The sequence below is a fragment of the Aquincola agrisoli genome, assembly GCF_036621135.1.
GTDB classification, from domain to species: domain Bacteria; phylum Pseudomonadota; class Gammaproteobacteria; order Burkholderiales; family Burkholderiaceae_C; genus Aquincola; species Aquincola agrisoli.
Genome location: NZ_JAZIBG010000020.1, coordinates 220,330 through 239,837 on the forward strand (window position 1 = coordinate 220,330; position 19,508 = coordinate 239,837).

17 protein-coding genes are annotated in these 19,508 nt (G+C 71.9%); 1 reads left to right on the plus strand and 16 read right to left on the minus strand.

Annotation, left to right across the window (positions count from 1 at the left end; translation table 11 throughout):
• The 12 genes from V4F39_RS08970 to V4F39_RS09025 all read right to left on the minus strand — a co-directional run bounded on the left by V4F39_RS08970 (position 1) and on the right by V4F39_RS09025 (position 12,554).
• Positions 1 to 981: a Bug family tripartite tricarboxylate transporter substrate binding protein gene (locus V4F39_RS08970; protein WP_332288980.1), complete on the minus strand. Its 981-nt coding sequence runs from the start codon at positions 979 to 981 to the stop codon at positions 1 to 3.
• Positions 982 to 1,028: 47 nt separating this feature from the next.
• Positions 1,029 to 2,639: a class I adenylate-forming enzyme family protein gene (locus V4F39_RS08975; RefSeq protein ID WP_332288981.1), complete on the minus strand. Its 1,611-nt coding sequence runs from the start codon at positions 2,637 to 2,639 to the stop codon at positions 1,029 to 1,031.
• Positions 2,636 to 3,493, minus strand: coding sequence for an IclR family transcriptional regulator (locus tag V4F39_RS08980; RefSeq protein WP_332288982.1), 858 nt, complete (start codon positions 3,491 to 3,493; stop codon positions 2,636 to 2,638). Before V4F39_RS08980 ends, V4F39_RS08975 begins: the two co-directional genes overlap by 4 nt.
• Entirely contained in the window at positions 3,493 to 4,473 is a 981-nt protein-coding gene (locus V4F39_RS08985; protein ID WP_332288983.1) for a Bug family tripartite tricarboxylate transporter substrate binding protein, read from the minus strand. Before V4F39_RS08985 ends, V4F39_RS08980 begins: the two co-directional genes overlap by 1 nt.
• Positions 4,474 to 4,533: 60 nt before the next feature.
• Positions 4,534 to 5,331 (minus strand): SDR family NAD(P)-dependent oxidoreductase, encoded by a 798-nt coding sequence (locus V4F39_RS08990; protein ID WP_332288984.1) that lies wholly within the window; start codon positions 5,329 to 5,331, stop codon positions 4,534 to 4,536.
• 105 nt (positions 5,332 to 5,436) lie between these two features.
• Positions 5,437 to 6,135: a GntR family transcriptional regulator gene (locus V4F39_RS08995; protein WP_332288985.1), complete on the minus strand. Its 699-nt coding sequence runs from the start codon at positions 6,133 to 6,135 to the stop codon at positions 5,437 to 5,439.
• Positions 6,136 to 6,281: 146 nt separating this feature from the next.
• Positions 6,282 to 7,238 (minus strand): bifunctional riboflavin kinase/FAD synthetase, encoded by a 957-nt coding sequence (locus V4F39_RS09000; protein WP_332288986.1) that lies wholly within the window; start codon positions 7,236 to 7,238, stop codon positions 6,282 to 6,284.
• Between the two features lie 8 nt (positions 7,239 to 7,246).
• Positions 7,247 to 7,951, minus strand: a complete 705-nt coding sequence (locus V4F39_RS09005) for a pseudouridine synthase (RefSeq protein WP_332289113.1) — start codon at positions 7,949 to 7,951, stop codon at positions 7,247 to 7,249.
• Positions 7,952 to 8,014: 63 nt separating this feature from the next.
• On the minus strand, positions 8,015 to 9,061 hold the full coding sequence (locus V4F39_RS09010) for a P1 family peptidase (protein ID WP_332288987.1): 1,047 nt from the start codon (positions 9,059 to 9,061) through the stop codon (positions 8,015 to 8,017).
• Positions 9,062 to 9,107: 46 nt separating this feature from the next.
• The gene (locus tag V4F39_RS09015; RefSeq protein ID WP_332288988.1) at positions 9,108 to 10,178 is read right to left on the minus strand and encodes a glycerophosphodiester phosphodiesterase family protein; all 1,071 of its coding nucleotides are present in this window, start codon (positions 10,176 to 10,178) and stop codon (positions 9,108 to 9,110) included.
• Positions 10,179 to 10,251: 73 nt separating this feature from the next.
• Complete coding sequence (locus V4F39_RS09020; RefSeq protein ID WP_332288989.1) at positions 10,252 to 11,364, minus strand: acyl-CoA dehydrogenase family protein; 1,113 nt, start codon at positions 11,362 to 11,364, stop codon at positions 10,252 to 10,254.
• A gap of 11 nt (positions 11,365 to 11,375) precedes the next feature.
• Complete coding sequence (locus V4F39_RS09025; RefSeq protein WP_332288990.1) at positions 11,376 to 12,554, minus strand: acyl-CoA dehydrogenase family protein; 1,179 nt, start codon at positions 12,552 to 12,554, stop codon at positions 11,376 to 11,378.
• A gap of 135 nt (positions 12,555 to 12,689) precedes the next feature.
• On the opposite strand from V4F39_RS09025, the gene V4F39_RS09030 reads away from it, so the two are divergent.
• Positions 12,690 to 13,892: an SUMF1/EgtB/PvdO family nonheme iron enzyme gene (locus V4F39_RS09030; protein WP_332288991.1), complete on the plus strand. Its 1,203-nt coding sequence runs from the start codon at positions 12,690 to 12,692 to the stop codon at positions 13,890 to 13,892.
• A gap of 23 nt (positions 13,893 to 13,915) precedes the next feature.
• On the opposite strand, the gene V4F39_RS09035 is transcribed toward V4F39_RS09030, so the two are convergent.
• From V4F39_RS09035 to V4F39_RS09050, 4 genes are all read right to left on the minus strand, one after another.
• Positions 13,916 to 16,468 carry a GspE/PulE family protein gene (locus V4F39_RS09035; protein WP_332288992.1) on the minus strand — a complete coding sequence of 851 codons (2,553 nt, stop codon included), beginning with the start codon at positions 16,466 to 16,468 and terminating at the stop codon, positions 13,916 to 13,918.
• 110 nt (positions 16,469 to 16,578) lie between these two features.
• A complete protein-coding gene (locus V4F39_RS09040) occupies positions 16,579 to 17,898 on the minus strand; it encodes a TRAP transporter large permease (RefSeq protein ID WP_332288993.1) in 1,320 nt (439 codons plus the stop codon).
• Positions 17,899 to 17,955: 57 nt separating this feature from the next.
• Positions 17,956 to 18,489, minus strand: coding sequence for a TRAP transporter small permease (locus V4F39_RS09045; protein WP_332288994.1), 534 nt, complete (start codon positions 18,487 to 18,489; stop codon positions 17,956 to 17,958).
• A 1-nt stretch (position 18,490) separates the two neighbouring features.
• Positions 18,491 to 19,486 carry a TRAP transporter substrate-binding protein gene (locus V4F39_RS09050; protein WP_332288995.1) on the minus strand — a complete coding sequence of 332 codons (996 nt, stop codon included), beginning with the start codon at positions 19,484 to 19,486 and terminating at the stop codon, positions 18,491 to 18,493.
• Positions 19,487 to 19,508: the final 22 nt, after the last annotated feature.

A 19,508-nucleotide genomic window follows, 5' to 3' on the forward strand; every position in this document is an offset into this window, starting at 1 on the left:
TCAGCCCTCGAGCCGGATGCCGGCGTCGCGGATCACGCCGCCCCACCGGGCCGCCTGGGCCGCGACGTGCCGCGCGAACTGCTCCGGCGTGGTCGGCGACGGCTCCACGCCCAGCTCGGCCAGCTTGCGCTTCACCTCGTCGGAGGCGAGGGCCCGGTTCAACTCGGCGTTCAGGCGCCGGACCACCTCGGGCGGCGTACCGGCAGGCGCCGCCAGGCCCTGCCAGGCGTAGGCCTCGAAGCCCGGCACGCCTGCTTCGGCGAAGGTCGGCACGTCGGGCAACACGGCGCTGCGCTGCGCCATCGACAGCGCGATCGGACGCAGCTTGCCGGCCTGGATGTGAGGCAGGCTGGCGGCGGTGTTGACGAGGTACATCTCCAGCTGGCCGCCCATCAGGTCCTGCAGCGCCGGCGCATCGCCGCGGTACGGCACGTGCAGCAGCTGGACGCCGGCCGTGCGCTGGAAGAGCTCCATCCCCAGATGGTTGGGCCCGCCAGCGCCGGGCGTCGCGTACTTCAGCTCGCCGGGCCTGGCGCGGGCCAGTGCCAGCAGCTCCTTCAGGTTCTGCGCCGGCACCCCGGGGTGCACGACGAGCACGAACGGGAACACCGTGGTGCCGCCGATGTAGGCGAAGTCCTTGTCCGGCCGGTACGGCACCTTGGCGTAGAGGCTGGGCGCCAGCGCGACGGTCGATACGTCCACCGTGCCGACGGTGTGGCCGTCGGCCGGCGCGCGGGCGATGGCGTCGCCGCCGATCATCGTGCCGGCGCCCGGCTTGTTCTCGACCACGACGGTCTGGCCCAGGGCCCGGCCCATCGCCTGGCCGAGCAGGCGGGCCACCACGTCGGTGCCGCCGCCGGCCGGGAACGGCACGATCCAGCGCACCGGCGCGGCCGGGTAGCCGGCTTGTGCACGCACCGTCCAGGGCAGCGCGGCGAGGGAAAGCGCGCCGAGGCCCAGCGCGCGTCGTGTCCATGCCATCTCGGTCTCCTCGTTGTTGGGGTGGGGGGAAGTGGGTGCGGCCGCGGTCAGGGCGACGTGCGCTTCGGGGGGAGCGGGGCGGGCGACAGGTGCAGCACTTCGTCGCGCAGCTCGCGCTTGAGCACCTTGCCCATCGGGTTCTTCGGCAGCGCGGCCAACACATGCCAGCGGCGCGGCACCTGGTAATCCGCGAGGTGCGCGGCGCAGGCCGCCTGCAGCGCGCCCACGTCCAGCGTGGTGCCCGCCCGGGGCACGACGCAGGCGGCGATGTCCTCGCCCAGGCCCGGGTGCGGCACGGCCACCACGGCGGCCTCGGCCACCCCGGGGCAGCGGTACAGCACCTCCTCGACGGCGGCCGAGGCGATCTTCAGCCCGCCCCGGTTGATGATGTCCTTCTTGCGGTCGACGAAGTGCAGGTGCCCCTCGTCGTCGAAGCGCCCGATGTCGCCGGTGCGCACCCAGCCGCCGGCGAAGGCCTGCGCGGTGGCCTCGTCGTTGCGGAAGTAGCCGAGCGCCATGCTGGGGCCGGAGAACACGATCTCGCCATCCTCGCCCGCCGGCAGCGGCCGACCGCCGTCGTCGACCACGCGCACCGCACAGCCCGGCATTGGCGCCCCGATGCAGCCGGCCTTGCGCGGCAGGTACCACGGCGGCAGGGCGGTGCCGGCCGGGCCGGTCTCGGTCATGCCCCAGATGTGGACCTGGTCGACCCAGGGCAGGCGGGTGCGGAACTTCTCGATCACCTCGGCCGGCATCACCGCCCCGCCGTAGCCGAGGCGGCGCACGCCGCGCAGGTCGTAGCGGCCCTTCGGGTACTCGTCGATCAGGAAGTGCAGCGGCGCGGTGACGCCGTGGTACACGCTGGTGCCCTCGGTCTCGATCAGCCGCAGCCGGCCGGCGTTGTCCAGCGTGTGTTCCTCGAGCACCACGCCGGCGCCATGCACCCAGGCCGACATGCAGGCCATGTTCAGCACCGAGCTGGTGAAGAGGGGCCAGGCGCCCTGGTAGGTGTCGCCGTCGGTCAGGCCGAGTGCGCCGCCGACCGCGAAGCCCGCGAAGAGCTGGCTGCGGTGGCAGTGCATCACCGCCTTGGCCCGGGCCGTGGTGCCGGAGGTGAAGAGCAGGCAGCTCAGGTCCTCGGGCTGCGGCGCCGGGGCGCCGGCCACCGGCGCGTCGAAGGTGGCTTCCGGATCGGGCCAGCGCTCGGGTGCATCGGCCGGCGCGTCCAGCAGCAGCCGCTGCGCGCCGGCGAACAGGCGCGCCACGCGGCCGGCCGCGTCGGCGGTGGTCACCACCATCTTCGGTTCGACCAAGGCCAGCGCGTGGGCGAGTTCGTCGTCCGACGCACGCACGTTCAGCGGCGCCACGGCCGCGCCCAGCGCCCAGCAGCCGAGCGCCGTCAGCACGCCCTCGCGCGCCGCGGTGTTCGCGACGAGGAGCGCCACGCGGTCGCCGTGCCGCAGGCCGCGGGCGTGCAGCGAGCGCGCCATCGCCTCCATGCGGATCACGAGCTGCGCATAACTCAGCCGGTCGCGGTGGCCGCGCCAGGAGGGGGCCGAGAGCGCGAGCTGGAAGCGCTGCCGCGCGGCACGCCGCCGCAGCAGCGCCGGCACGGTGAGGCCGTGCAGCTCGTTGGCCAGCAGGTCCTGCGGGTTCACCGGACGACCTTCCGCACTGCTTGCTCCGGGGTGAGCGCGCATGACCACGCTTCGCCGCCAGTGGCGGTCTCGACCTCGAGCTGGCGCAGCTCGTCGCCGATCAGCGTGGCCAGCGCCTCGTGGCGCTGCGGCGTGAGCGTGGACGCCAGCGAGGCGATGCTCACCGCCCCGATGCCCACCCGGGCGATCCGGAAGGCTACCCCGACGCCGCCGACGCCGGCTTCCAGGTTGCTCGTCGTGAAGGCGTGCGCGTTCCGGCGGGCCTGCTCGGCTTCCTTCAGGAGGCGCTTGGCATCGAGGTCCATCGCGGCGTACTGCGCCGCGTGGCGCTGGTGCAGCGCGAGCAGTTCGTCGCGGCCCAGGTAGCCGAGCATCGCGACACCGCCCGTGCCGGTGCCCAGCAGCCGCCGCTGCCCGACCTCGGTGGTCAGCTGGCACAGCGGGGCGGGGCCGTCCTCGCGGTGCACGCAGTGGACGTGATCGCCCTCGCGCACCATCAGGAAGACCGTGTCGCGGGTCCGGCGGGCCAGCCGCTTCATCATGGGCCCGAAGCGCTGCAGCAGCGGCACCGGCCGGGTGAGGGGTGAGGCGAGCAGCAGCGCGGCGGGGCCCAGGCGGTAGACACGCTGCTCGTCGCGGTCGACGAACTGCTGCTCCACCAGGCAGCTCAGCAGGCGGTGGGCGGTGCCGCGGTCGAGCCCGCTGGCTTCGACGAGCGGCGACAGCCGCGCCCCGGCGTCGCCCTGCGCCGCGACGAGCTGTAGCAGCTCGATCGCGCGGCGGACCGACTGCGTGCCCTGCACGCCGCCGCTGCCCACCGCTGCCTCGAAAGCGAAGAGGGGCGCGGCACCCATCATGGCTCCAGCCGGATCTGCGCGTCGCGGATCACCTTGCCCCAGAGGCCCGCCTGCTCCCGCACCAGCGCGGCGAACTCCTCCGGAGACGACGGCGCGGGCTCGACGCCCAGATCGGCCAGCTTGCGCTGCACCGCCTCGGTGGACAGGGCCTGCACCAGCTCCTTGTTCAGGCGGGTGATCAGGGGCTTGGGCGTGCCGGCCGGGGCGATCAGGCCTTGCCACGAGAAGGCGGAGAAGTCGGCCACGCCGGCTTCGGCGAAGGTCGGCACGTCGGGGAAGGCCGCCAGGCGCTTCGGGTACGACACCGCCAGCGCCCGCAGCTTGCCAGCCTTCACGTAGGCCTGCGACGACGCGGTGTCGACCAGCATGAACTGGATCTGCCCGCCCATCAGGTCCTGCAGGCCGGGCGCCGCGCCGCGGTACGGCACATGGGTGAAGCGGGTGCCGGTGCGCTGCTGCAGCAGCTCCATCGCGACGTGGTTCGGGCCGCCGGTGCCCGGCGTGCCGTAGCTGAGCTTGCCCGGCTCCTTGCGTGCCAGCTCGAGCAGCTCCTTCAGTGTGCGGGCCGGCACGTCGGGATGGACCAGCAGCGCGTACGGGAAGCGCGCGAAGCCGCCGACGAACTCGAAGTCGCGCTCGGGGTTGTAGGGCAGCTTGGCGTACAGGTGCTGGTTGAGCGCGAGCGTGGCGTTGTCGGCGGAGCCGACGGTCAGGCCGTCCGGCTTGGCGCGTGAGACCTCCTGCGCGCCCAGCATCGTGTTGGCACCGGGCTTGTTGTCGACGACGATGGTCTGGCCGAGCGCAAGCGCCACGGGCGCGGCCAGCGTGCGGGCGATGACGTCGGTGCCGCCGCCCGCCGCGTAGGGCACGACCCAGCGCACCGGGCCCGCGGGGTAGTTGTCGGCGGCGCCGGCCAGCAGCGGCGAGGCGGTGGCGGCCAGGGCGGCCAGCGTCGTCAGGAAGCGTCGTTTGTTCATGCCCTTGTCTCCGGGGTCGATGGGTGGGTCGGTGGGTGGATGGGGTGGCGGCGCGGGCGGTCAGGCCGCGGGCTGCGGGGCACGCACGCCGCCGAAGGTGCTCCAGGAGCCGGCCACGAGCCAGCCGGCGTCCACCGGCAGGTTGACGCCGGTCACCATCTGCGCGTCGTCGGACAGCAGGAAGACGATCGCCGCGGCGATGTGCTCCGGCCGGATCAGCACGCCCAGCGCGCTGTTGGCCTTGAGCTTCTCCGGGTCGCGCAGCCCCTTGTCGATCTGGCCCTGCAGCGCCGCGGTGACGGTGTAGCCGGGCGACACGGTGTTCACGCGCACGCCGCTGCGGCCCCATTCGGCCGCCAGGCTTTCGCCCAGGCTGATGACGGCCGCCTTGGCCGGCGAGTAGGCATGCAGCGGCATTGAGCGCATGCCGGCCACCGAGGCGATGTTGACGATCGCGCCGCCGCCGCGCCGTGCCATCGCGCTGCCGAACTCGGCGCAGCAGGCGTAGGTGCCTTCGAGGTCGATCGCCAGCACGCGGCGCCAGGTGTCGTGCGGCAGCGCGTCGGGCGGCAGCGGGTCCTGCACGATGCCCGCGCAGTTGACGAGCCGGTCGATGCGCAGCCCGTCGGCCTCGAGCGCGGCGCGCAGCGCGGCCACGGCCTGCCGGTCGGCGACGTCGACGCCGTGCCCGGTCGCGCCGAGGCGACGGGCGGCCCGCTGCGCGCCGTCGGCATCGAGGTCGGCCACCACCACCGTGGCGCCGCGGGCCCGCAACAGCTCGGCGCAGGCCAGGCCGATGCCGCTGGCGCCGCCGGTGACCAGGGCCGTGCGGCCCGCGAAATCCTGGAGTTGCTGCATGGAGGAAAGAAGCGCTGGAGGTGGATCGGAGGGTGGATCGGTGGCGCGCGGCCAGGCGAACGCCGCCCGGGCGCGCCGCCGTGCAGGGCCCGGGGGAAGCGAGGATCAGGCGGCGTCGCGGGTGTCGGTGCCGTGGCGGGCGCGCGAGAGGATCTCGGGCCAGTGCTGCTCGATCACCTGCGCGGCCTCGTGGATGTGCTCGCGCATCAGCATCTCGGCGCGGGTGCCCTGGCCGCGGCGGATCGCATCGAGCACCCGCACGTGGCTGTCGTGCGAGCGGCGCACGATGTCGCGGCTCGTCCAGAGCACCATCCGGTCGGAGGCGATCGGCATCTCGTTGGCCTTGCGCACGTAGCCGCAGAGCTGCCGGTTGCCCGAGCCGTCGAGGATGGCGGTGTGGAACTCGACGTTCATCTGCTGGTAGACGGCGTGGTCTTCGGCGGCGAGGGCGGCGCCGGCGGTCGTGCGCTCGCCGATCTCGATGCAGCGCTCCATCAGCGCGATCAACGGCGGCGGCAGGCCGCGCTCCGCGGCGAGCCGGCAGGCCAGCCCCTCGAGGCTGCCGCGGATCTCGTAGGCCTCGAGCACCTCCTGGAGGGAGAACTCGCGCACCCAGTAGCCGCGGTTGCTGGCGTACAGGACGAAGCCCTGCTCGACCAGCGCCTTCAGCGCCGCTGTGACGGGAGTGCGGGAGGTCTGCATCTCCTCGGCCAGGGCCAGTTCGGTGAGCCGCTGGCCGGGCTGGTAGGCACCTGCCAGGATGGCATTGCGCAGGCGGGCGGTGACGGCTTCGACGCGCGTCACGGAGGCGAGGCGGGGAGCGGAAGGAGTGGAGGCCATTGCATGCAATCCGTCAGACTTCGACAGATGGTGCAGGGCTTCACGCGGTATGGCGCTAGGGAAAACCCGTCGCGACGTTCACGATGTGAACGTCATTGCATGCAATTGAGTCAGCTCGCGTGGCGGAACCAGGTCCGTGCATCCGCCTCGTCGCGGGCGATGCCGGCCTTCAGGGCCTCGAGCGACCCGTAGTGCCGCTCGTCGTGCAGCTTGTGCAGCAGTTCGACCCGCACGCAGCGGCCGTAGCCTTCGTCGGGGGCCAGCGGCCAGTCGAGGCAGTACGTCTCCAGCAGCACGCGGCCTTCGTTCTCGATGGTCGGGCGCACGCCCAGGCTGGCCACGCCGGGCAGCGGGCTGCGGTGCAGGCCGTGCACCCGGACGACGAAGATCCCGCCGGCCGCGGGCCGCGGATGGCCAAAGCGCAGGTTGAGCGTGCGGTAGCCGAGCTCGCGGCCGAGCTTGCGGCCGTGCACCACGTGGCCGCTGATGCTGTAGGGCCGGCCGAGCAGCGCCGCGGCACGGGCCATGTCGCCGGCCGCGAGTGCCACGCGCACCGCCGAACTGCTGACGCGCAGGCCGTGCACCTCGTAGCTCTGCATGCGCGCGACGTCGAAGCCGTGCTGCGCGCCGGCGGCGTCGAGCATCGTGTAGTCGCCCGCGCGCCGGGCGCCGAAGCGGAAGTCGTCGCCCACCAGCACGTAGCGGGCGTGCAGGCCGTCGACCAGCACGTCGCGCACGAACGCCTCGGGCGCCTGGGCGGCGAAGCGCTCGTCGAAGCGCAGCACGACGGCCTGCTCGATGCCGCAGCGCTCCAGCTCGGAGAGCTTGTCGCGCAGCGTCGCGATGCGGGCGGGCGCCTTGTCGGGCGTGCCGGCGCGCTCGGCGAAGAAGTCGCGCGGATGCGGCTCGAAGGTCAGCACGCAGCTGGGCACGCCGCGGTGCCGGGCCTCGTTGTTGAGCAGCGCGAGCATCGCCTGGTGGCCGCGGTGGACGCCGTCGAAGTTGCCGACGGTCAGGGCACAGGCGGGGGCGATGCCGGGGTGGTGGAAGCCGCGGAAGACGCGCATGTGGCGGATTATCGAGCCAGCAAGGCCGCACGTTCCGCGGCCGACACCCAGCGCCACAGTCCGGCGGGCGGGCCGTCGGCCAGCGTCAGCTCGCCGATCGCGCTGCGGTGCAGGCCCTCGCAGCGGTTGCCCACCGCGGCCAGCATGCGCTTGACCTGGTGGTACTTGCCTTCGGTGAGCGTGAGCTGCAGCGTGTGCTCGCCGGTGGCGACGCAGGCGGCCGCCTGCACGGGCTTCGGGTCATCGTCGAGCACCACGCCGGCCAGCAGGCGCTCGACCTGCCGGGCATCGACCGGGTGTTTGGCCGTCACCTCGTACACCTTGGGCACGTGGTGCTTGGGCGAGGTGAGGCGGTGGATCAGCGCGCCGTCGTCGGTGAGCAGCAGCACGCCGGTGGTGTCCTCGTCGAGCCGGCCCACCGGCTGCAGCCCGCGGGTGCGCAGCGGCGCCGGCAGCAGGCTCAGCACGCTGGGGTGGTGCTTGGGCTTCTGCGAGCACTCGTAGCCGGCAGGCTTGTTCAGCAGGACCAGGGCGCTCTCGTGGAACTCCCATGTGCGGCCCTGCACGGTGAACACCAGGCCCTCGGTGGCGACGTCCTCGTCCGGGTCGTCGGCCGTGCGGCCGTGGAGGGCCACCAGCCCGCCTGCGATGAGCCCCGCGCACACACGGCGCGTGCCGAAACCTTGCGTAAACAACACCTGAGCCAGCCGCACGATGCCTCCCCCTGCCAAGGGGCGGCAGTGTAGCCAGCGGCCGGCAGCGCCGCACGCCGGGCTTCAGCGCCCGGGCCGGGCGTGTGCCGGGACGAGGTCGTGCATCGCGGGCAGGCCGGGCAGGCCGGCCGCGTGCAGCACCGCATTGACCACCGCGCGCGCCACCACCTCGGCCGCCAGCGTGCCCAGCACGTTCATCGCCGCCGGGATGGCACTGCGGCCGGTGGCGAGGGCGAACAGCGTGTCGCCGTCGCTCATCGTGTGCACGGGGCGGATGCTGCGCGCCAGGCCGTCGTGCGCCACGGTGGCCAGCCGGTTGGCCTGGGCCTTGGTGAGCACGGCATCGGTGGCGACGACGCCGATCGTCGTGGCGGTGCCCGCGGGCGGTGTCACCGGCACCTGCCCCTCGACGATGCTGCGCACCGTGTGCTGCAGCCGCCGGCCGTCCTCGGTGCGCGCGCCGGCCAGCGGCTGGCCGGTGGAGGGGTCGACCACGTCGCCGATCGCGTTCACCGCGACCAGGGCGCCGACGGTGACGCCGCCGACCGTGAGGGATGCCGTGCCGATGCCGCCCTTCATCGCGCGGCCGATGCCGAACAGCTTGCCCACCGTGGCGCCGGCGCCCGCGCCGACGCAGCCCTGGGCGAGCGGCGCAGCCGGGTCGGCCGACGCGGCCGCCACGCAGGCCGCATGGCCTGCCGCCGCGTCGGGCCGGATGCCGTGGCCGAGCCACAGGTCGAACAGCACCGCCGCCGGCACGATGGGCACGCGCGCCGGGCCCACGGGCAGGCCGTGGCCATGCTCGGCGAGCCAGCGCATCACGCCACCCGCCGCGTCGAGCCCGAACGCGCTGCCGCCCGAGAGCAGCACCGCGTGCACGCGCTCGACGAGGTTGTCGGTCTTCAGCAGGTCGGTTTCGCGCGTGCCGGGTGCGGCGCCGCGCACGTCGACGCCGGCGACCGCGCCCTCCGGGCACAGCACCACGCTGCAGCCGGTGGGCGCACGCGGGTCGGTGAAGTGGCCGGCACGCAGGCCGGCCACGTCGTTCAGGCAGCCGGGGTGGCCGCCGGAGTGATCGCCGAGGCCGGCGCCGGGGACGGGGTGGGGCATGCGCCCACTGTATCGGCCCGCCGCGGCGCCGGCCCTGGCGGTGCCGTCAGCGGCCGGCGCGGCGGCGCGCTGCCAGGCCGATGCCGGCCAGGCCGAGGGCCATCATCAGGTAGGCCTGCGGCTCGGGCACGGCGCTGGTGAAGGCCTGCACGCCGGCCACGGCCAGGTCGGGGTAGTTGGCGAACACGCCGTCCATGCCCATCTCGAGGTACTTCTTGTACTCGGCGGCGGCCAGCACCGGGTCGGCCTGGCCGAAGGTCCAGCCGTGCACCTCCAGGCCCGCGGCGTGCGCCTGGTCGATGAAGGCCTTGCTCAGCGGCGCGGCCGCGTAATTGATGACCATACCGATGCCATCGGCGAAGCTGGCCACGTCGGCCAGCGTCAGCATCGTCACGCCGCCGCTGGCGCCGAACACGCCCACGCGCGCGATGCCGTCGCCGCCGGTGAGGGCCGCGCCCAGCAGCACCAGGCGCATGTCGGCGTTCTGCGCGGTCTGCTTGGTGTCGATGCTGCGCAGCGTGGTGTCGCTGAACGACTGGATGTAGACCTGGTCGTTCTGGCTGCCGTAGCCGTTGGCGGCCAGCGTCGAGAGGATCGCGTCCTCCATCACCGGGTCGGCCTGCTTGGCCTCGGGGTAGATCCCCACGGTGCGGCCGATGGCCTGGCTTTGCTGCTTGGCCAGGCTGATCACTTCCTGGAAGGTGGGCACGCGCAGCTCGGCGTTCAGCGGCGTGAAGCCGGGATAGGTGTTCTGCGCGGTGCCGCCGGCCGGGGGCACGACGGTCAGCGTCCTGATCTCGGCCAGCGTGAAGTCCGAGACCTTGTAGCCGCCGTTGCGCGCCTGGTAGAGCGACGCGACGTTGGTGGTGCGGTTCAGCGTGTCGTCGTGCATCGCGACGAGCTGGTTGTCCTTCGTGAGCTGCAGGTCGGGCTCGATGTAGTCGGCGCCCATCCTGATCGCCAGCTCGTAAGCGGCCAGCGTGTGCTCGGGCAGGTAGCCGCTGGCGCCGCGGTGGGCGATGACGATCGGTTCGGCGTAGGCGGCCGGCACGGCGGCGAACAGTGCAGCCAGCGCGATGCCGGCGATGCCCGCGGCGCGGCGGAAGTTCTTGTTCATGCTCTCTCCTGGCGATGGTTGTTTGGCTCTACAGCATGGCCGAGGCGGATGACCACCAGATGAACCCTTGGCGCTATGCGAACACACCTGCCGTGTCCTGCATGCGCGCCGAAACCTCGCCCAGGTGATGCAGCGTGTCGCCGTAGGCCATCTCCAGCATCGTGAGCCGCTTGAAGTAGTGGCTGCCGGCGTACTCGTCCGTCACGCCGATGCCGCCGTGCAGCTGCACGCACTGCTGGCCGACGAAGCGCATGCTCCGGCCGAGCTGCACCTTGGCCTGCGACAGCGCACGGCGGCGCTGCGGCTCGGGCTCGCCGAGCTTCAGCGTCGCGAAGTAGCTCATCGAGCGGCCCAGCTCCACCTGCATCTTCACGTCGGCGATGCGGTGGCGCAGCGCCTGGAAGGTGGCGATGGCGACGCCGAACTGCTTGCGCGTGTTCATGTACTCGACGGTGATCGCGAGCAGCCGGTCCATCAGCCCGACGCCCTCGGCGCAGACGGCGGCGATGCCCACGTCGGTGCCGTAGGCGAGGGCGGCCGCGCCGTCGGCCACCACCCGCGTGGCCGGGGCGGCGTCGAACGTCACCTCGGCCGCGCGTGCGCCGTCCTGCGTCGGGTAGCCGCGCACCTGGGCGGCGGCCTGCTCGACCAGGAACAGGCCGATGCGGCCCTCGTGCCGCGCGCTGACGATGAAGGCATCCGCCTCGTCGCCGGCCGCCACCACGCTCTTGTGGCCGCTGACCGTGAAGCCGCCATCCGGCGCGGCGGTGGCCGTGGCCTCGACCGCTTCGAGCCGGTAGCGCGCGGCGCGCTCCTGGTGCGCGAGCACCACCAGCGCGGTGCCGTCGGCGATCTTCGGCAGCCATGCGGCTTGCACCGCCTCGGGGGCGGCGGCCAGCAGCGCGGGCGCGACCAGGGCCGCCTCGGCGTAGGGCGCATTCACCAGGCCGCGGCCCAGCTCTTCCATGACCACCATCGCCTCGACGGCGCTGAAGCCCATGCCGCCGTGCGCCTCGGGCACCGCCAGGCCGGCCAGGCCCAGCTCGGCCAGCTCGGCGTACACGGCGCGCGTGGCGCCGCCCGCCTTGGCCAGGCCGTGCCGCCGCTCGAACGAGAAGCCCTTGTCAACCCAGCGCTGGACGGCGTCGCGCAGGGAGTTCTGGTCGTCGGTGAAATCGAAATTCATGTCGTCCCCCTTCAGCCCAGAACCGTCTGCGCGACGATGTTGCGCTGCACCTCGTTCGAGCCGCCGTAGATCGTCGTCTTGCGCATGTTGAAGTAGGTGCCGGCCAGCGGCGCCAGGTGGGCCGCGCCGACGTAATCGCCCTGCCAGCCGGCTTCCATCGCCTCGTGCACGTAGGGGCGTGCGTAGGGGCCCGCGGCCAGCATCATCAGCTCGGTGTAGCGCTGCTGGATCTCGCTGCCGCGGATCTTCAGCAGGCCGGCGACGTCGAGCTGCTTCTTGCCGCCCTGCTCGGCGCTCAGCACGCGCAGCACCATCATCTCGAGCGCCACCACGTCCACCTCCAGCAGCGCGATCTGGTCGCGGAAGCGGGTGTCGTCATAGACGCCCTCGGCCTTTGCGATGCGCTTCAGCCGCTCCAGTTCGCGCTTGGCGCGGTTGACGTCGGCGATGTTGGTGCGCTCGTGGGCCAGCAGGTACTTGGCGTACGTCCAGCCCTTGTTCTCCTCGCCCACCAGGTTCTCGGCCGGCACCTCGACGTTGTCGAAGAACACCTCGTTGACCTCGTGCTCGCCGTCCATCGTGATGATGGGCCGCACGGTGATGCCCGGGCTCTTCATGTCGATCAGCAGGAAGCTGATGCCGGTCTGCGGCTTGCCCTCGGTGCTGGTGCGCACCAGGCAGAAGATCCAGTCGCCGTGCTGGCCGAGCGTGGTCCAGGTCTTCTGGCCGTTGACGATGTACTTGTCGCCCTGCCTTTCGGCGCGTGTCTTCACGGAGGCGAGGTCCGAACCCGAGCCTGGCTCGCTGTAGCCCTGGCTCCACCACACGTCGCCGCTCATGATGCCGGGCAGGTGCCTGCGCTGCTGCTCGGGCGAGCCGAAGGCCATGATGACCGGCGCCACCATCACCGGGCCGAACGGCACCACGCGCGGCGCGCCGGCGAGCGCGGTTTCTTCCTCGAACAGGTGGCGCTCGATGGCGTTCCAGCCGGGCCCGCCGAACTCCTTGGGCCAGGCCCAGCCGTGCCAGCCTTCCTTGCCGAGGATGCGCGCCCAGCGCTGGAAATCGTCCTTCGTCAGCCGCAGCGCGTTGTGCACCTTGTGGCTGATGTCCTTCGGCAGGTGCTCAGCCACCCACTGCCGGATGCGCTGTCGGAAGGCCTGCTCTTCGGGCGTGAAATGGAGGTCCATCGTCGTTGTCTCCTGGGAGTGGAACGCTTTTAGCATGGCTGCCAAAGCCGGCCTTGTCGCTGCGGCGACAGGGCGGATCAGGATAATCCTGCGCATGCCTGCCGCTGCCCGCCCACCCATTCCCTCGCGATGGCGATGAGCGCCGTCGACGCCCTGCTCGACGACCCGCGGCGCATGCGCGTGGCCGATGCCGACGTGCTGTCGCTGGCGCTGATCGACGCCCGCAACCGCACCCTGCGCTGGCTGGCGGCGTTCGACGGCGTGCCCGCCGGCCGCCGGCCCGCGGCGGGCGACGCCGCCGTCTTGGCGCCCGCGCTGTGGCTGGCGGGCCATGCAGGCTGGTACCAGGAGCGCTGGATCGGCCGCAACCTGCAGCGGGCCCGCGGCCCCGCGGCGGACACAGGGCGCGCCCCGCTGGCCTCCATCGACCCCGGCGCCGACGGCTGGTGGAACCCGGCCGCGATCGGCGGCGCGGCGCGCTGGCGCACGGCGCTGCCGGGCCCCGAAGCCACGCGCAGCTACCTGGCCGACACGCTGGAGGTCACGGCCGAGCTGCTGGCCGGCGAGGGCGACGACGAGCTGCACTGGTTCCGCGATGTGCTGCTGTACGAGGATGCGCTGGTCGAGCGCTTCGCCGCGCTGGCGCAGGCGCTGGGCGTGGAGGCCGCGGCCCCGCTGGCGGCGCCGGCGCCGGTGCTTCCCCCGGCCGACCCGCTGTGGTTCCCGGCACAGCGCTTCGTGCTGGGCAGCCAGCCCGGCGGCTATGTGCCGCTGCCCGAGCGATGGGGGCACGAGGAAGCGGTGCCCGAGTTCGAGATCGACAGCCGGCCCGTGAGCTGGTCGCAGTTCGCCGAGTTCGTCGAGGACGGCGGCTACGACGAGGCCGCGTGCTGGCACCCCGACGGCTGGGCCTGGGTGCAGCGCGAAGGCCGGCGCTGCCCGCGCGACGTCGAGCAGTTCCTGCACGGCGTCCTGCTGCGCCGCTTCGGCCAGCTGCAGCGGGCGCCCGCGGCGCAACCGGTGGTGCACGTCAGCTGGTACGAAGCGGATGCCTGGTGCCGGTGGGCCGGCCGGCGGCTGCCCACGGAGGTGGAGTGGGAGCTGGCGGCGGTGCACGGCCGCGGCCGCGGCTTCGTGTGGGGCGGCGTCCGCGAGTGGGTGGCCGGGCATGCCCGTGCCTGGCCGGGCGGCGAGGCGGCCGCCGTCGACAGCCGCCTGCGGGTGATGCGCGGGGTGGCCGCGCTGGAGCCCATCCGCCTGGCGCACCCGAAGGCGCGGCGCTTCGCCGCGGCGGAGCGCGACGAAGGCTTCACCGGTTTCCGCAGCGTGGGGCTGTAGACCCCGGGGCGCCGCGGCGGGCGCTAGACGTTGCTCGTCGCCCGCACTTCCTCGATCGTCGTCAGCCCCTGCAGCACCTTCTCGATGCCGTCCTGCCGCAGCGTGCGCATGCCCTCGGCCAGCGCGGTGTTGAGGATCTCCTCGACGCGCGCGCCGGTCTGCACCAGGCGGCGCAGGTCGCGCGACATGCTCAGCAGCTCGTGCAGGCCCACGCGGCCCTTGAAGCCGCTGTCGTCGCAGTGCTTGCAACCCGGCGCGTGGTAGTGCATCAGCCGGCCGCCGCTGCCGAAGCGGGCGGTCCAGCCGGCCAGCAGCGTCTCGTCCGACATCTCCTGGTCGAAGCGCGGGTCGTTGGGCGGGAACACGTGCTGGTAGTCGTGCAGCAGCTCCTGCACCTGCGCATCGGTGGCGGGCTGGGCGACCCGGCAGTGCGCGCAGATGCGGCGCACCAGCCGCTGCGCGAGCACGGCCAGCAGTGCATCGGCGAAGTTGAACGGGTCCATGCCCATGTCGAGCAGGCGGGTCACCGTCTCGGGGGCACTGTTGGTGTGCAGGGTCGAGAACACCAGGTGGCCCGTGAGCGAGGCTTCCACCGCCATCTGCGCGGTCTCGCCGTCGCGGATCTCGCCGACCATGATCACGTCCGGATCGGCCCGCAGGAAGGCGCGCAGCGCCTTCGCGAAGGTCCAGTCGATCTTGGCATTGACCTGCACCTGCCGCAGCCCGGCCTGGGTGATCTCGACCGGGTCTTCCGCCGTCCAGATCTTGCGCTCGGGCGTGTTGATCTTGGCCAGCGCCGAGTGCAGCGTCGTCGTCTTGCCGCTGCCGGTGGGGCCCACGCACAGCACCATGCCGTAGGGGCGCTCCACCGCCTCGATCAGCCGCTTGTAGTTGCGCTCCGAGACCCCGAGCTTCTCCAGAGGCAGCGGCTTGGCCGAGGCCAGCAGCCGCATCACCACGTCCTCGAGGCTGTTGTTGGTGGGGATGGTCGCCACCCGCAGCTCCAGGCGGTGCTGGGGCGAGAACTTGGCGAAGTTGATCTTGCCGTCCTGCGGCTTGCGGCGCTCGGAGATGTCGAGGTCGCACATGATCTTGATCCGCGCGATCAGCGCCGCGCGGTAGGTGTGCGGCAGCTCCAGGTAGGGGCGCAGCACGCCGTCCTTGCGGAAGCGGATCTTCAGCTTCTCGCGGCCCGGGTAGGTCTCGATGTGGATGTCGGAGACGCCCTGGCCGTGCGCGTCGATGATCATCGTGTTGATCAGCCGCACCAGCGAGTTGTCGGACTGCTCCAGCGGCTGCTCGTCGTCCGCCTCGTTGACGGCGTTCGAGTGCTGCTGCTCCAGCGACTCGACCAGCTTGCTCGCGTCCTGCGCGTCGAACTCGATCGCGGCGCCGGGATCGTCCATGCCGCGTGCGCCCGCGGACGCCATGCCGAACCGTTCGTACACCAACGGCAGCGCACGGGCGATCTGGCTGGCCGTGGCCAGCGTGGGCACGATCTTCAGCTGGGTCACGAACTCCAGCTCTTCCAGCATCGCGCGGCGCGACGGATCTTCCAGCGCGACGATCAGCCGCGCGCCGCGCAGCAGCAGCGGCAGCGTGTTGAGGCGGTCGGCCACCGGGAAGGGCAGCTTGCGCACCGCCTCGGACTCGACCGGGAAGTGCGCGAGGTCGACCACCGGATAGCCCATCTTGCGTGCCAGCGCGGTCTGCAGGTCCTGGCGCGAGACCAGGCCCTTGCGCACGAGCAGCTCGCCCAGCGGCACCGAGCGGTCGTGCTTCTGCTGCTCGAGCGCTTCCTCGAGCTGCAGGTCGGTGATCAGGCCGAGCGCGGTCAGCGCCTCGCCGATGCGCACCATCGGCATCTTGGCCTGCTGGTCGATCGCCTCGAGCAGCTGGTCAGGGGTGACGATCTGGCGCGTGACCAGGATGTCGCCCAGCTTCTGCGCGCGCAGGCGGGTCTGCTCCTCGACCGCCTGCTCGATCGCCTGCGGCGTGGCGGCGTTCTGCTCGACCAGGATCTCGCCGATGCGCGGCCCGAACTCGATGTGCCGATAGGCTTCCCGCGGCACGAAGCTGCGGCGCACGCTGCCGCGGTCGTCGGCCGGCTCGAACAGGAAGACGCCGTAGGGCGCCTCCACATGGCCGATGGTCTCGCCGTCGCAGGCGGTGTCGTCGTTGTAGACGAGCCGGAACGGCACCGCCGGCCGGTGGTCGACGATGGCCGCGTGCGGCTCGTACTGCGAGGCGACGAAGGGCGCCAGCGGCGCCTTCAGCGTGATGCGCCTGAACTGGTCGAAGCGCAGCGGGATGGCCGCGCGCGCGGGCAGCACCTTGACGTGCGCGATGCCCGCCTCGGGCGTCAGCGACATCAGCTTGGCGGGCCGGCCCTTGCCGCTCAGGCCCTCGATGTCGCAGTCCTCGGGGCGGCTCTGGCGCACGGGCTCCGGGTAGCTGGCGAAGGGTGGCGTCGGCCACTTGAAGGGTTCGTAGGCGGGGGCGCGGTCGGGATCGAGCGCGGCGGGCACCGTGTCCTGCATGGAGAACTCGAGCGGCGGCATGGAAAGGTCAGACATCGTGTGTCCTTCTGGCATCGGGAAACGCCAGGGTCGACTCACCGGCGCGCAGGACGGATGCTAGTCAGCCGGCGCGCCGGCAATGGCCCGAAATGAAGGGCCGCGGCGGCCTATTTGACGACCGGGTCGGCGCCCATCACCGCGTCGGGCAGCCAGGTGACGACCTGCGGGAAGGCCGTGATCACGCCGATGCACACCACCAGGCAGCAGAAGAACGGGATGGCGGCGCGTGCGATGGTGTTGCTGTCCTTGCCGGTCATGTTCTGCAGCACGAACAGGTTGAAGCCCACCGGCGGCGTGACCTCGGCGATCTCGACCAACAGCACCACGAAGATGCCGAACCACACCAGGTCGAAGCCGGCCTTCTGGATCATCGGCAGCACCACCGCGGAGGTCAGCACGATCATCGAGATGCCGTCGAGCGCCGTCCCCAGCACGAGGTAGACCACCACCAGCACCGAGATCAGCGCGTAGGGGCTGAGCTGCAGGCTGTCGACCCATTCGGCCAGCTCGCGCGGGATGCCGGTGAAGGCCATCGTCTTGGTGAGGAAGGAGGCGCCCGCCAGGATGAACATGATCATGCAGCTGGTGCGGGTGGCGCTCATCAGCCCGTCGACGAAGTTGCGCCAGGTCAGGCTGCGGCCCCAGGCCGCGAGCGCGAGCGAGCCCGCGACGCCGTAGGCCGCGCATTCGGTGGCGGTGGCCCAGCCCGCGATCAGCACCCAGCAGATGAAGAAGATCAGCAGCGCGCAGGGGATGAGCTGGCCGGAGCGCCGGATCTTCTCCATGAACGAGCAGGGCGGATCGGCGGGCGGCACCTGCGACGGGTGGCGCCAGCTCCACCACGCGATGTAGCCGGAGAACAAGGCCATCAGCACCAGGCTCGGCAGGAAGCCGGCCAGGAAGACGCGGATGATCGACGCATCCGCCGCCACCGCGTAGACCACCATCGTGATCGACGGCGGGATCAGGATGCCCAGCGTGCCGGCGGTCGCCAGCGAGCCCAGCGCGAGCCGCTCGGAGTAGCCGCGCTTCTTCAGCTCGGGCAGCGCCACCTTGGCGATGGTGGCGCAGGTGGCCGCCGACGAGCCCGACACCGAGCCGAAGATGCCGCAGCCGAGGATGGTGGTGTGCATCAGCCGGCCCGGCACGCGGTTGAGCCAGGGGCGCAGGCCTTCGAACATCTCCTCCGACAGCCGCGTGCGGAACAGTATCTCGCCCATCCAGATGAAGAGGGGCAGCGCGGCCAGCTCCCACGAGGCGTTGGATTCCCAGAAGGCCGAGAAGAGGTTCTTGGCCGGCTGGGTGGTGGTGAAGAAGGCCTGCCCGACCCAGCCGACGATGGCCAGCGTCATCGCGATCCACACGCCGCCGGCCAGCAGCACCAGCATCAGCACCAGCAGGATGGCGCCGATCGTCAAAATGTCCATGCAAGGCTCCGCTCGAGCTCCCCGTGCGCCTGCAGGTCCGCTGCAGGCGCCGGGGACTCAGATGTCTGAAGAAAAGTCGCCTTGCGCGTGTCGTTGTTCCACTGCCACAACGAAGCTCGGCCGGCCGCCGCTGAGCACGATGACGAGTTCGTCCACCACTGCCACCCACAGCAGCACTGCGCCCGCGGCGAAGCCCAGCTGCGGGATCCACAGCGGCATCGCCAGCAGGCCGGTCGACATGTCCTGGAACTCCCAGCTTTCATGCGTGAACGCCACCGCCGCCCAGGCCAGGTAGCTCACGGCCACGGTGCCGATCAGCAGCGAGGCGATCTCGAGCGCCTGGCGCACCCGCGGCGGCACGCTCTCCAGCAGCAGCGTGACGCGCACGAAATCGCCGTGCTTGAACGCGTGGGCCATCGCGAAGAAGCCCGCCGCGGCGCAGCACCACGCGACCACGTCGGGCACGGCGCCGGTGCCCACGCCGAATTCGCGCAGCACGCTCTGGCCGAGCATCAGCAGCGCGATCAGCGCGACGAAGCAGGCGGCGATGCCGCCCGCGGCGCGGTAGATCCTGTCGAGCAAGCGGCGCATGTCAGGGCTTGCGGAAGGCCGTGATCACCGCGTCGCCGTCGGCGCCCGCCTTCTTCTGCCAGTCGCCGAGCATGATGCCGCCCACCTGCTTCAGGTCGGCCACGAGCTTGGGCGACGGGGTCATGATCCGCATGCCCTTGTCGGCGAGCGCCTTCTTGTACCAGGCGTTCTTCTCCTCGCTGATCTTCCAGCCGCGCTCCTCGGCGTCGGCCGCGGCCTTGAGCACCGCATCCTGCGTGGGCTTGTCGAGGGCATCGAAGGCCTTCTTGTTGACCAGGATGCCGTTCTTCGGCAGCCAGGCCTGCGTGTCGTACCAGTACTTGATGCTCTCGTAGGTCTTGCTGTCGTAGCCGGTGGAACCCGAGGACATGTAGCTCTCGACCACGCCGGTGGCGAGCGCCTGCGACAGCTCGGCCGCCTGGATGGTGACCGGCTGCGCGCCGATCAGCTCGGCGACCTTGGCGGTCGCGGGGCTGTAGGCGCGCCACTTGAGGCCGCGCATGTCGGCCACCGAGGCGATCTCCTTCTTGACGTAGATGCCCTGCGGCGGCCACGGCACGGTGTACAGCAGCATCATCCCCTGCGATGCCAGCAGCTTCTGCAGCACCGGCTTCTGCGCGGCGGCGAGCTTCTTGGCCTCGGCGTAGCTGGTGGCCAGGAACGGGATGCCGTCGGCGCCGTAGATCGGGTTCTCGTTCTCGAAATTGGCGAGCAGCACCTCGCCGATCGGCGCCTGCCCGCCCTGCACGGCGCGTTTGATCTCGTTGGCCTTGAAGAGCGACGCATTGGCATGCACGGCGATCTTGAGCTTGCCGCCGGTCGCCTTGTCGACGTCGGCCGCGAACTGCGTGAGGTTCTCGGTGTGGAAGTTGCTGGCCGGGTAGGCGGCCGGCAGGTCCCACTTGGTCTGCGCCTGCGCGGTGGCGGCGGCGGCGGCCAGCGCGAGCAGGGCACCGGCTGCACGCAGGGGGGACGAGGCGGCACGGAAGTCGGGCATGGGCGGGCTCCTGGTTTCGTTT

Excerpts from the sequence above, each read along its gene's own strand:
- V4F39_RS08970 (WP_332288980.1), bottom strand. The coding sequence starts at position 981 with ATGGCATGGACACGACGCGCGCTGGGCCTCGGCGCGCTTTCCCTCGCC.
- V4F39_RS08980 (WP_332288982.1), bottom strand. The coding sequence starts at position 3,493 with ATGGGTGCCGCGCCCCTCTTCGCTTTCGAGGCAGCGGTGGGCAGCGGC.
- V4F39_RS08985 (WP_332288983.1), bottom strand. The coding sequence starts at position 4,473 with ATGAACAAACGACGCTTCCTGACGACGCTGGCCGCCCTGGCCGCCACC.
- V4F39_RS08990 (WP_332288984.1), bottom strand. The coding sequence starts at position 5,331 with ATGCAGCAACTCCAGGATTTCGCGGGCCGCACGGCCCTGGTCACCGGC.
- V4F39_RS09000 (WP_332288986.1), bottom strand. The coding sequence starts at position 7,238 with ATGCGCGTCTTCCGCGGCTTCCACCACCCCGGCATCGCCCCCGCCTGT.
- V4F39_RS09010 (WP_332288987.1), bottom strand. The coding sequence starts at position 9,061 with ATGCCCCACCCCGTCCCCGGCGCCGGCCTCGGCGATCACTCCGGCGGC.
- V4F39_RS09015 (WP_332288988.1), bottom strand. The coding sequence starts at position 10,178 with ATGAACAAGAACTTCCGCCGCGCCGCGGGCATCGCCGGCATCGCGCTG.
- V4F39_RS09020 (WP_332288989.1), bottom strand. The coding sequence starts at position 11,364 with ATGAATTTCGATTTCACCGACGACCAGAACTCCCTGCGCGACGCCGTC.
- V4F39_RS09025 (WP_332288990.1), bottom strand. The coding sequence starts at position 12,554 with ATGGACCTCCATTTCACGCCCGAAGAGCAGGCCTTCCGACAGCGCATC.
- V4F39_RS09030 (WP_332288991.1), top strand. The coding sequence starts at position 12,690 with ATGAGCGCCGTCGACGCCCTGCTCGACGACCCGCGGCGCATGCGCGTG.
- V4F39_RS09035 (WP_332288992.1), bottom strand. The coding sequence starts at position 16,468 with ATGTCTGACCTTTCCATGCCGCCGCTCGAGTTCTCCATGCAGGACACG.
- V4F39_RS09040 (WP_332288993.1), bottom strand. The coding sequence starts at position 17,898 with ATGGACATTTTGACGATCGGCGCCATCCTGCTGGTGCTGATGCTGGTG.
- V4F39_RS09045 (WP_332288994.1), bottom strand. The coding sequence starts at position 18,489 with ATGCGCCGCTTGCTCGACAGGATCTACCGCGCCGCGGGCGGCATCGCC.
- V4F39_RS09050 (WP_332288995.1), bottom strand. The coding sequence starts at position 19,486 with ATGCCCGACTTCCGTGCCGCCTCGTCCCCCCTGCGTGCAGCCGGTGCC.